This window comes from Bacteroidota bacterium, assembly GCA_034723125.1.
Taxonomy (GTDB): Bacteria; Bacteroidota; Bacteroidia; order CAILMK01; family JAAYUY01; genus JAYEOP01.
In genome coordinates this window covers 1-12,693 of the sequence record JAYEOP010000255.1, presented here as the reverse complement: position 1 = coordinate 12,693, position 12,693 = coordinate 1, and the positions used below count along the sequence as shown (strand labels likewise).

9 protein-coding genes are annotated in these 12,693 nt (G+C 31.0%); 3 read left to right on the top strand and 6 right to left on the bottom strand.

Annotation, left to right across the window (positions count from 1 at the left end):
• Window positions 1–203: 203 nt before the first annotated feature.
• The 5 genes from U9R42_07055 to U9R42_07035 form a co-directional block, all read right to left on the bottom strand.
• Entirely contained in the window at window positions 204–1,046 is an 843-nt protein-coding gene (locus tag U9R42_07055; protein ID MEA3495778.1) for a hypothetical protein, read from the bottom strand.
• A gap of 16 nt (window positions 1,047–1,062) precedes the next feature.
• On the bottom strand, window positions 1,063–1,455 hold the full coding sequence (locus tag U9R42_07050) for a biopolymer transporter ExbD (GenBank protein MEA3495777.1): 393 nt from the start codon (window positions 1,453–1,455) through the stop codon (window positions 1,063–1,065).
• A 3-nt stretch (window positions 1,456–1,458) separates the two neighbouring features.
• Window positions 1,459–2,145 carry a MotA/TolQ/ExbB proton channel family protein gene (locus U9R42_07045; GenBank protein MEA3495776.1) on the bottom strand — a complete coding sequence of 229 codons (687 nt, stop codon included), beginning with the start codon at window positions 2,143–2,145 and terminating at the stop codon, window positions 1,459–1,461.
• A gap of 13 nt (window positions 2,146–2,158) precedes the next feature.
• Window positions 2,159–3,211 (bottom strand): hypothetical protein, encoded by a 1,053-nt coding sequence (locus U9R42_07040; protein ID MEA3495775.1) that lies wholly within the window; start codon window positions 3,209–3,211, stop codon window positions 2,159–2,161.
• 222 nt (window positions 3,212–3,433) lie between these two features.
• Complete coding sequence (locus tag U9R42_07035; protein ID MEA3495774.1) at window positions 3,434–7,726, bottom strand: PKD domain-containing protein; 4,293 nt, start codon at window positions 7,724–7,726, stop codon at window positions 3,434–3,436.
• A 251-nt stretch (window positions 7,727–7,977) separates the two neighbouring features.
• Here U9R42_07035 and U9R42_07030 point away from each other — a divergent pair, with 251 nt between their 5' ends.
• Window positions 7,978–9,525, top strand: coding sequence for a T9SS type A sorting domain-containing protein (locus U9R42_07030; GenBank protein ID MEA3495773.1), 1,548 nt, complete (start codon window positions 7,978–7,980; stop codon window positions 9,523–9,525).
• Here U9R42_07030 and U9R42_07025 read toward each other — a convergent pair.
• Window positions 9,503–9,682, bottom strand: coding sequence for a hypothetical protein (locus U9R42_07025; protein ID MEA3495772.1), 180 nt, complete (start codon window positions 9,680–9,682; stop codon window positions 9,503–9,505). The two genes, U9R42_07030 and U9R42_07025, sit on opposite strands and share 23 nt — an antisense overlap.
• A 317-nt stretch (window positions 9,683–9,999) precedes the next feature.
• Here U9R42_07025 and serS point away from each other — a divergent pair, with 317 nt between their 5' ends.
• Window positions 10,000–11,274 (top strand): serine--tRNA ligase, encoded by a 1,275-nt coding sequence (gene serS, locus U9R42_07020; protein MEA3495771.1) that lies wholly within the window; start codon window positions 10,000–10,002, stop codon window positions 11,272–11,274.
• An 11-nt stretch (window positions 11,275–11,285) separates the two neighbouring features.
• Window positions 11,286–11,795, top strand: coding sequence for a hypothetical protein (locus tag U9R42_07015; GenBank protein ID MEA3495770.1), 510 nt, complete (start codon window positions 11,286–11,288; stop codon window positions 11,793–11,795).
• Window positions 11,796–12,693 lie beyond the last annotated feature (898 nt).

Below are 12,693 nucleotides of genomic sequence, written 5' to 3'. Positions count from 1 at the left end.
GAGAAATTATAAGGTAAAAACTCAAATTATTATATTGGAAATTTCAGGATTGGTAATTTGGCTACCTACTGGAGACTGAGGACTGTTTTTGACTACACGTCTTCTGTTTGTCGTGAAGATCTATCCAGTTAGATAATTGGTTATATCGCATCGCGATTGAGGGACTGCCGACTGTGGACTGTTTTTGACTGCCAACTGAAGGCTTATTTATATGGTCTAAAGTTAAAAGTAATAGTTCCTATTTGTTCTTCAAAAGCATTTGAATTTTTTGAAAATTCAAGTTTTTTTGCTGCTTCCAATGCTTTATTAACAAGAGTTCCTGTTGTAATTGTAGCACCGCCTTTAAATACGGGTTTTGCTCTTATAACTTTGCCATTTTTGTTTACTGTAATTTCAATTACTACTTTTTCTGCTCTTTGGTTTTTGCCGGTTATTTTAGGAGGTCCTTTCAAAAGTCCTCTACCTTTCATATTAAAAGAGAATCCTGTTCCTCCACCTTCTCCCGGCTTGACTGAATTTGGGTCTCCACCTTCACTTCCTTGATTACCTTCGTCAGCTCCTGTTCCTTTTCCATCGTTGATTTTGTTAAACTCATACAATTTATTTGATTGTCTGACAGTTTCATCGGCTTTTGTGTTTTCTTCTGTTTTAACTTCAGTTTTGGTCTCTTTTTTAACTTCTTCTTTTTTAACTTCTTTTTTTGTCTCTTTTTTTGTCTCTTTTTTCACAACAGGAGCATCTTCAGCTTCTTGTGTAAGGGCTTCTTCTGTTGCGTCATTATTTACACTTTCTTCTTTAACTTCTGCTTTTTCTTGTACGGCAGGCTGAGGCTCATAAACTTGTGTTGTAGGATTTGAAGGACTTCCAAAATCTGTCTCTCCTAACATTACGTAAGCACCTTCTTCTTCAGGGTATGGTAAGGGTGTTTTAAATCCCAGAATCATGAATAATACGAGTAATGAAACAAAAATAATAGTTGTACCGACAGATGCAGTTACTTTATCTTTCTTTTTGCTTGCGTCATCGAAAAGTTTTTGCCTATTCATAAATAATATAGTTTTATTAATCAGGTCTAGTGGCTATAACGACTCTTGCAGACTTATTATTGCATGCTTTTAAAACGTTTACGAAATCTCCATAATCTATGCTTTTGTCTGCTCGTAATACTATAGCTTCATTTTCAGACCCTGTAAGATATTGGTCAAGAACTGTACTTATCTGATTCAAAGATACTTGTTGGTCTTCAACAAAGTATTCAAGATTTTCATTTACCGATACTGTAACACTTTGTGTGGACATTGTTTGTCCTGTTGCTTTTGGTAATAGCAATTTAATTGCATTGGGTGCAACAAATGTGGATGTTAGCATAAAGAAAATCAGTAATAGAAATATTATGTCCGTAAGAGAGGACATACTAAATTCTGCATTAATTTTTGTAGTTCTTTTAATTGCCATAATTTATGCTGGTTCGTGTAATACATCAATAAATTCCATTGTAGTAGCTTCCATTTTGAAAACTACCTTTTTTATCATGGCAGTAAGAATATTATAGCCAACAAAAGCTAAAATACCAATTGCCAAACCTGTGGCTGTTGTAATCATTGCCTGATAAATACCGCCTGCAAGTAAACCGGGGTCAACATTATTTCCTGCTGTTGACAGTTTGTAAAATGCTTGAATCATTCCTGTAACTGTTCCTAAAAATCCAAGCATTGGTGCTGCTCCTGAGATGGTTGCCAAAGAAGACAATTTTTTCTCAAGTTTAAATACTTCTAAATTACCTACGTTTTCAATAGAAATTGAAATGTCTTTTAAAGGGTTTCCTATTCTTGAAATTCCTTTTTCAATCATTCTAGCTGTAGGATTGTCTTTTGACATGCAAATTGATTTTGCTCCTTCAATATTGCCGTTTAGTACCAAATCTCTAATTTTATTCATGAAATTTGCATCTATTTCAGACGATCTTTTTATTACCTTATATCTTTCAATAAAAATATAGGCTGCGATAACAGCTAAAATTATCAATGGAATCATTATCCAACCGCCTTTTAACAGTAAATTTAATACTGATAATTTTTCAAATTCAGCTTGTACTACTGTGGCAGTATCGCTTTCCATTACTACTTGCAATAATGTGCTTATCATATTTCTTTTTTAATTATTGTTTTAAAATCCATGCTGAAGTATTTTCAACTTCTTTTATATTGTTTAAATACTGTATAGCTTTAAAATTGTTTTCAAATTTACTGTAACTCACTCTAAAATAACTATTGTTTGAAGTAATTATTTCACTATCATAATTTTTGTTTTGTAAAATTGTCTGATATTCCAGAGCATTATTTTTATTTTGAAATGAGCCTCCTATTATATAAAAAAGTGGAGCAAATGATTTTTGTGTTACGATATTTTGACTTTTGCTATTACTACTTTCGCTTGTTTCTGTTTTTGTAACTTCTTCAATTGATTCTTTTTCAAATAGTTGCTTTTCACTCTCTTCAACAATTGTTTTGTTTTCTACTTGGGTTGATTCAGCAACTATAGATTTTTGCTCAAAAGGATTGATGTTGCTTAAATTTTGTTCTGTAAAGGGTTCTTTTGTTAAAAAGAAAAACCAAATTCCTGCAAGAATAGGGAGGTAGGATGCTACTGAATACAGTAATATTCTATTATTTTTTCTGTTTGAATTTCTATTAAATACTTTTTGAGAATGAAGCTGACGCTGTTTTTGATAATTATCCATTTCAAGGATAATCTTTCTCCTATTTACTTTTTGAAGGTCTGTTGAGCGAAAACCAAATGAATCAATTAAAAAATTAACCTTTTTATTTACTTTGAAAATTATTTTACCATCTTCGTTAATGAATAACTTACCAACATCCTCAAGGTCAATTTCTTTATTTTGTTGTAGTTGCTTTTCCCAATTTTTTACAGTATGGTCAATCTTATCCAATGCTTCACTAAAAGAAATGTTTTCTTTTTTTGAAATGTAATGCCCTAAAATTCCGTCATTGGTTTTTAAACTTGGATTAAAAGCTATTTTTTTAGAAGGAGGGAAGATTCTGTTAAAATAGGAATCTATCTGTGCTGATTGATAGTTCGCAATGAATGCTCCAAATTCAGGAATAACAACGCAATCATGCTCATACAATAACTCTGACAAATAGTTTTCCAATGGTTTTTCGTTTTTTGCTTTATTAAAAATTAAAAGCAAATTTCAGAAATTAAGTGCGAATTTTAAAGCTAAAATTAAAATATTTATAAACAATTTTCTTATGTTCACAAAAACAAGCTTTTCTATAAATGTGTTTTTTGATTATTCGTTCAAGCGAATTTGTAATTCCTTTGAAAATAATAAAGTATTTTTAAGTTGAATAAACAATCTTTTAATTGAACTACAATGTTTTAAGACTACATTAAGTACTAAGAGAGTATATTAATAAACAACCGTAATTGTTCCTGCTTGTGTAAGTAAGCTACTTTCAAAAACGTAATAATATGTTCCTTCCGAAACAAGTATTCCTTTGGTGGTGCCATCCCAATCCATATTTTCACCTTTCGATTCAAAAACTTTTTGTCCCCAGCGATTGAAGATTTTTAGTTTGTATATATCACAATCGAAATTTAGTCCTTTAATTTTGAAAATATCATTTACACCATCTCCATTTGGGGTAAAAATATTTGGAATTATTATTTTTTCATTTTGATAATCAGTAACTAAAATTTCTTTTGTTACCTTAGCAGTACAAATCGTATCGTAATTAATTGTAAATGTAACTTGATAGCTTCCGGATTCATTATACACATAAGAAATATTTTCTGAGTAATTATAATTGCTGTCTCCAAAATCCCACAAAACTCTGTTATCAATTATCCCTTCTGCATTGCTGGAAAAAACAACAATAGGTGTGCAAACATCTTTGGTAAAAATAAAATCAATTTCGGGTGGTTCATTTACTTGAATAATTTTTTCAATTGTATCTGAGCAGGGTTTATCCACAACAATTAATTTTACAGGATAATTGCCTGCACTATCAAAATCATAAATGCCGGGATTCCATTTTGTGAAAGTATCGTTATTCCCAAAATCCCAAAAGTATTTTCCTGTTTTGGTTGATTTATTGGTAAATTCTACGGCTGTTTCACACAAAGTGCTTTTAAAGTCAAAATCTGCTTTTGCAATGTGGTCAATGTGTACTGTATGAAAAATAGTGTCCACACAATTTTCTTTTGACATTGAAATGAGCATCACAGTATAATCTCCGGATGTATCATACTTTATGCTGTCGGGTGATTTTAAAATTGATGAATCCTTATTTCCAAAATTCCAAAATTGACTTGTTGAATACAAAGATTGATTGTCGAATTTTACAAAGGGAGAACAATTTTTTCTATTTATCACAAATTCGGCTTCAGGTAGTGGTGGGATTATTAATTGCTTAATTACCGTATCTAAACACAATGTTCCCATATTGGCAATCAATGTTATTTCATAAATTCCTGCGGTATCAAATTGGTAGAAAAAGGAATCAAGATGTTTAATTGTGTCATCGTTACCTAAATACCAAATACTCATGGTGTCAATGTATTCAGATGGATTGATGAATTCAGCAAAATAATTACATGTATCTAATTTTACTTTTATATCGGCTTTTGGAGTAATGATAATAAGTCGTTTTTCAATAGTATCGGCACAAACGGAGTTAGGCTCGGCAATTTGGATAATATCAAAAGTATCAACACTTTGATAGTAGTGAATAGGGTTGTTTAAGCTACTTGAATCATTATCGCCAAATAACCATTTAATATTTTTTGCATTTACAGATGAATCATGAAAAATAGCTTTGCCTTCACATGTATCAATTTCAAATTCGAAACCTGCATAAGGTAGTTTCTCAACATTAACTAATTTTTTTGTTACGTTTTCACAAACACTTCCTGAATCAGTAATTAAAGTAACAAGATAATTTCCTGTATCACTAAAGATGTGCTCTGTATTTTGCTGATAGCAATAATTGTTTGAATCACTTAAAGTATCGTTAAAATTCCAGTAATAACTTTCTGAATATTTACTGCTTCCTTCAAATTTTACATGGTTGTTACAAATAAAATATGAAAAAGTAAAATCGGATTCGGATTGGTCGTAAACTCTGACATATTTTGAAACAGTATCTCGTTGATGACAGGAAAACAGGTTGATAGCAATAAGTGTAACTTTGTATAATCCTGTATCTTTGTAAAAATGATTAGGTTCATAAGCATGAGAAGTATCGCCATTACCAAAATCCCAAATATAAGATTCTGCACCGTAACTTTTATTAGTTATTTTTGTTGAATCGCGTAAGCAAAAAATAGTATCAGCCTGAAAATCAGCAATAATATCAGGGATGTCAAGGTCGATTTTAAAAATTGCATTATTGCAACCTAATGGACTATAATAATTACCAATAGGAGGACGGTGTCCCTTATCTGTATTAGACCATGCATTTGGAGTTGTAGGGAACTGACTTGAAGCACCTACACCGCATCCTGCACAAACAGCTTCATAAATCACTCCTTTTTTATCAAAACGACTTGTTCCACCGTCAACATGGTCATGGCTATAAGGGTCTCCCCAATAAGTTGCGTAAAGCAATGTATCAATATTTCGTGCAAAAACTGCCAAATAAAAATCCGAACCGTCAGTTGTTTTTTGAGGAGCATCAGGAGATATAGGTAAGTTTGTAGTATATCCGAGATTATATCCAACATGATTTGTTTCTCCTCCCCATCCCGAAAAATAAACTCTTTCGCAACGGTCAATTAAAAATGCGGTAGGAGAGAGGTCGGGTTGATATCTTCCTGAACCGAAAACGGTTGAAAAAATTATGGAGTCAAGACCTGAATTTAATTTAGTGATAAATTGCTTGCCTTTATATTTGTAATAATTTACATTTTTAATTAAAAAAGAAGTATCACTTTTGGTTTGTCCTGTAACATAAACATTGTCATACTGGTCTGTTTGCACAAGATAAGTTTGGTCATATTTATTTGTTCCAAAATATGTTGCACTTTTTATGGAAGAAAAATCTTTTGAAATATAATAAATAAATCCATCGGAGATGCCTCCCTGAAAAGACGTTTGAAATTTATTTGATGTTACTGGCAAGTCAGTGCTTCTTGTACCTCCGCAAACATAAAGGTCTTCGTTTTGTGTTAAAACAATTCCGTATCCTGCATCGTCATTGCTTCCACCTATGTATGAGCAATATTCTAAATTGTCAAGGTCGGCTGAAAGTTTTAAAACACAGGCATCTTGTAATCCGCCACCATAGTTTTTTTGAAAAGAATTGCTTGTTGTTGGAAAATCTGTTGATTTGGTAGTTGTTGCAATATATACATTATTATTTTTATCAATATTTACTTCTCCACGATAAATATCTCCATAGTTATAGCCTAATTTACTTTGGTTGTAGTATGATGTTGCAAGGGTAAAATATCCGTTTAAAGCATCTTCTTTAGAGCCACCAATATAAGTTGAAGCCAAAAGTTGCTTGCCGTCATTTGAAAAACGGGCAACAATAATATCTGCTTTACCATTGAAAGTACTATCGTAGGATTTTTGTCCTATCGGAAAATTATCAGAACTTGTATTTCCAAAAACAATAAGTTCACAATTGCTTGTTGCTACCATGCTGTGAGGGTCTTCATTACCGTTACCTCCAAGATAAGTTGCATAAACAAGTTGAGTTCCGTCAGGAGTATATTTTAAAATTCCAATATCCCGTTCTTCTCCTGAGGATGGATTGTTTGAAGGAACTCCTCCTCCCCATTTTTCTTGAAAAGCTCCCGGAGTTACAGGAAAACTATCAAAAAAAACTGTTCCTGAAGAATATGCATAACCCGAATCATCATAAGTAGCAGAGTAGCCGAAATTGTCTGCCCATGAACCTGAAAATGTTGAGAAAATTACAACAGGGTCGATAATCATTGGTAATTTAGGATCAAAACTCATTGGAAAATCAAAACTGAGAATATCGTTCTCTAAGAAAAAGATACATGGAATATTTTCTTTTTTATCCCCATCAATCTGATAAACAATAGGTAATATTTCAATAAATTCATTTAGTGATGTATTTATATGCAACTCGTTTTCTATCAATTCCAATTTATCAGCACCTGAATATTTTAACTGAATATCAAGAGGATTTCCATTTTCGTGAACAATAAAATTATATTTGAAATTTCCTGATTCTGAAAATAATTCAAGGTCAATGCCTTCATAAATATTTGTTAATTTTATATCAAAAAATGCTTTTACTCCACTTGCCCATTTTGATTTGTCATTGCCAAGAAAAAAGTTGTAGTATTCAGGTGATTTACCTTTTTTTTCTATTGAAATATTTTTGTTTGAATTAAGTAATTCAATTTTAATGACGTGATACTTCATTAGAACTTCCTTGCAGGGATGATGTTTGTATTCACTTAATGCTTCACCATCATAAAAATAATATGTCAAAATATTTTTCTCTATAAATAAAAATCCATCAGGAATGTTTGCTTTGAATAAAACGTTCTGTTTCCATTGCCCTTTGTTTTCAAGGAATTTTATACCTGATTGAAAATGATTATTGCATTTTTTATGCGAATGTGAAGAATCATGTTCAATTAAAAGATTTTCGCCTAAAACAAAGAAATTGATTGAAAGAAAAATCAACAAAAGAATAATATTTTTTAATTTTAGAAACATAAAATATTTTCAAGTTATAATAATAGCAAAGGTATGCAATTAATTTGTGATTGACAAAAATAATATTAAATTAATTATTCCAAGAATTTTTTTGGAGTAAATTGAAGCAGTCAGCAATCAATAGTAAGTAAAGTACCCTAAATTATTTGAATATCTTTTACCTAACTCAAAATTATTTTCGTTAATATTGCAATGTAAATTAAATTTCAATTACTGTTAATTCAGTTTTTAAACAAATAAAATTTAGACAGATGAAAAAGACAATTTTCCTTTCAATATTTTTATTAAGTACATTTTTACTGTTTTCACAAAATTTCAGATACGTAAATACAATATTTGATAATGTTAAAGAAACAAAGAATATCGAATATGCTACAGCTCCAATACTTGATAATATTGTTGCGGGCTTTGATGCCTATAATATTCATGGTGGGGAAAATACTACTAAGATTAAAAAATTGCATTTAGATATTTATGAACCGGATGGAGATACAGTGGAAAAAAGACCTGCTATTATTTTTGCTCATTCAGGAGCTTTTCTTTTTGGGAGTAAATCAAATGAAGATATTGTAGCGTTTTGTGATAGTTTTGCAAAAAAAGGATATGTAACAATATCAATGGATTACAGGCTTGGAATAGGTGCAGAAGTAAATTATGTTATGGGTTTCCCGGTAAAGGTGTCTATAAAAGAGGAAAATGCAGTTCGTGCAGTTTATAGAAGTATTCAGGATGGAAAAGCTGCTGTGAGTTTTTTAAGGAAGAATGCTTCAACATATAAAATTGATACTAGCAAAATTTATTTTGCGGGAAGTAGTTCAGGAGCTTTCATTTGTATCCAAAATATTTATATGGATGAAACAAATGAAATTCCTTTAGCAGCATCTCCTGGGGTAAATACTTATGTTGATCTTGGTGGCTTAAACGAAAATGGTGCTCAAGCTTATGGTGCTAAAGCAAACGGAATTGTTGAATTTTGGGGAGCTCTTAAAAATATTTCTTTTATAAAATCGACTGATAACATTCCTGCATTGCTAATACACGGAACTATTGATGATACAGTTAGCTTTAAAGCTGCTAAACCATTAGGGAATTCGATTCCTCCAAATTCTATTCTTACTATGGATTTTCCTATTGCTTACGGAAGTTATTGCATTGATTCAACAATGACAAGTCTTGGGATTGAGCATGAAACTTATTTTGTAAAAAATCAAGGTCATGAATTTCATGGTGCTCCTAATGGAAAATTTTTAGGAGGTGAGCCTACTGCTTTTTGGGATACAATAATTATTAAAACCAGAGATTTTCTTTACAATCTGGATAAGCCTATTGCCGATTTTTCATTTTCAACAAACGAAAAAGAACTTACTCTTGCCAACAAAAGCACAGATGCTGTAGTATGGCTTTGGGATTTTGGAGATGCTACAACAAGCACAGATGAAAATCCTAAACATAATTATATTGTTGATAATACTTACAAAGTTTCTCTTTACGTAATGAATGAAATAAATAGTTGGGATACAATTTCTAAAACTGTTTTAATAAAAAGTAGTTCGATTGAAAAAAACAATTCTTTTAATAAAATATCAATTAGTCCAAATCCAAATTCAGGAATTTTTAATATTTATTTTCAGGGAGAATTTAATGTAAATATTTTTGACATTAACGGTAAATTAATGTGTAAAATAAAAAATGCAAACGAATTTGCAAAAATTGATATGGCAAATTCACCAAAAGGAATTTATTTAATAAATATTATTAATTCAAAAGGTGAATATTTTAGGAAGATTGTGATTGAATAAAGGGGGGTTCTATAAATACATTTCTTTTAAGAAACAAAGATAATGAATAAGATGCAAGGCACAAATTTTTCTGAATAGCCGTAGCTATTGAGAAAAATTTTAACGCAGTCAGATTGTTTATTATCTTTGCTCCCAAAGGGTTTTCAGAGTTTTCCATATACTTCTTCAAAAATTTTAACATTATCCCGATAGTGCATCAAATTTTTTCATTGTCTATAAAAAACTCTGAGAATCTTAATGCGAATGTATTTATAGAACCCCCCTAAAATAATTCCATTCAATTATTTTAGGACTGTGTGGCTTGTTTTACAATGCCTAACAGCTCAGTGCCGCGAGGCTATCAGTACAAATCTATGAAAATTCATTTGTTTATTGACATTTGAGATTTTGATGTGATTACTTTGCTTCTTCCTTTTTTTTCTTCTGTCTTCAAGCAATTGTTTTATCTTTGTGCCTTAAAAAAAACAAAATTTTATGCTCACATTAAAGCAAATAAAAGAAAATACTGAACAAAAAATAGAGCTATTAAAAATTAAAGGCTTTGAAGCAAAAGATAAAATTGAACAAATAATTGAATTTGACGAAAAAAGAAAATCTATTCAGCAACAACTGGATGAAACCTTAGCACAGTCGAATATTATTGCAAAAGAAATTGGCATTTTATTTAAAAATAAACAAATAGTAGAAGCCAATGAGAAAAAGAAAGAAACTATTTTGCTAAAAGAGCAATCCAAGAATCTTGGAAATGAATTACAAGAAATTCAAAAGAATATTAATGAGCTTTTAGTTGAAATACCAAATATTCCTCATGAATCAGTGCAAGCAGGGAAAAATGAGGATGATAATGAAATATTAAAACAAAGTGGAGAAATTGTTGAGCCTCAGGGTAAAGCACTTCCACATTGGGATATTGCAGTAAAATCAGATATTATTGATTTTGAAACAGGAAATAAAATTACAGCAGCTGGCTTTCCTTTGTACAAGGGTAAAGGTGCAAAATTACAGCGTGCATTAATTAGTTTCTTTCTTGATAATGCATCCGAAAACGGATATCTTGAAGTACAGCCACCATTGATGGTTAATAAAAATTCTGCTTATGCCACTGGTCAGTTGCCTGATAAAGACGGGCAGATGTATCATGTTCAGGATGATGATTTTTTCCTAATTCCAACAGCAGAAGTTCCTTTGACAAATATTTATTATGATACAATTGTTAAAGAAAATGAATTGCCGATAAAAATTGCAGGATATACTCCTTGTTTTAGAAGAGAAGCCGGTTCCTATGGAAAAAATGTCAGAGGCTTAAACAGGCTACATCAATTTGACAAAGTAGAAATTATTCAAATTCAGCATCCCGATAAATCCTACGACACTCTTGAGGAAATGAAAAACTATATTGAATCATTGATTGTTAAATTGGGTTTGCCTTACAGAATCCTCAGATTATGTGGTAAAGACTTAAGCTTTACCTCTGCACTAACTTATGATTTTGAAGTATGGTCATCAGCACAAAAAAGATGGCTCGAAGTTAGTTCTGTATCCAACTTTCTGAGTTTTCAGGCGAATAGGATGAAATTGCGTTTTAAAGATGAAAATAAAAAAAGCACTTTGTTACATACTCTTAATGGAAGTGCTTTAGCTTTGCCAAGAATAGTTGCTGCAATTCTTGAAAATTATCAAAAAGAAGATTACATAGAAGTTCCTGAGGTTTTGATACCTTACAGCAGATTTGATAAAATTGAATTATAAAAAATTACTTTATGAAAAGAAAATCAATATTTTTAACCTTAATTATTCTTACAAGCATTTTGTTAAATGTGTCAATTCTTTCAGCACAGGAAAAAAACAAATTTGATTCAGAATTATTTTCAATTACAGGACCCAAAGGATGGAAAATGGAAGCTGACAGAAATTCATGGATGCCTGTTAAATATATTAATAACATAAATAATTCGGCAGTTTTTAAAGAAACAATAAATGTTAGCTTCGCAAATCCTGAAGAATCTAAAGATGAATTTATTAATGGATTAAAAAAACAAGTTGATAACTTTATTGTCATAAAACAGGGAAATAAAAAAGTAAAAAATAAAAATACTGAATGGATTGTTTATACCTACACCTATAAAAATTTCAAGATTAAAGGAAAAGTATATTTTTTCGGAAACAAAGACAAACCCGGTCTTTTGGTTGGCTACACTTCCAATATTAGTAGCTATGGCAGATTTTTAGAAGAATTTGAAAAAACAGTAGATTCTACAGTTCTTTATTAGAGTTGGGGAGCGGTTTTTAGTCCGCAGTCTTCAGTAGGCAGTTTGTGCTTGCCTTGTTTATATTTTCTCGCAAAGACGCCCCGATACAGTCATACTTCCTTATGGGGCAAGCAAAGAACGCTAAGAAGAATTGTTTATTTGTTTATTTGGTGATTTGTTTATTTGAAAGCACTACTATACCGTCATTGCGAAGGAAGTATGACTGTGGCAATCTGATGAAAGAATTGTTTATTTGTTTATCTGTTGATTTGTTTATTTGATGATTTGTTTATTTGGAATTTGACTGTTGACTGAAGACTGCCGACTTCTTTAATTGAAAGCTCCAACATACCGTCATTGCGAAGGAAGAATGACTGAAGCAATCTGATGAATAACAGTAGGATGCTCCTTTAAATCCTTACTGCTAAAAAGTCCGAGATTGTCGCGGTCGTACATCCCTCACAATGACGACTTTATGGGTTGTTGTTGTAGGAATTATTTATTTGGTTATTCTGTGATTTGTTTATTTGAAAGCATTTGTGAAACTCTTTGCTGGGTTGTTAAAATTTTAACTTTATATTTTTTAAACTCATTCCTGCCTTCTCTAAAAATAAAGAAGGAGTAAGCGGTAAAGTTAAAATTTTAACAGTATTGTTTGGTATTAGTTGTTTTTTCAGAATTGATTTTTCAAAAAATATTGTTGAAAGTTTATCAAATGTATCATCCCTCTTTGCTTGCAGAGAGGGACAGGAGGGTGAGTCAAAGAAAGTTGCTATGAAAACTCAATTTCAATTTTAACTTTTTATTTATTAGCGATTCCATAATTTGAGTTTTTTTACCTCTTTTGTGTTTTCTCCTTGAGGAGAAATTTTAAGGCAAAAACTCAAATTATTATTTTTATGTTTTAGTACTTTTGATT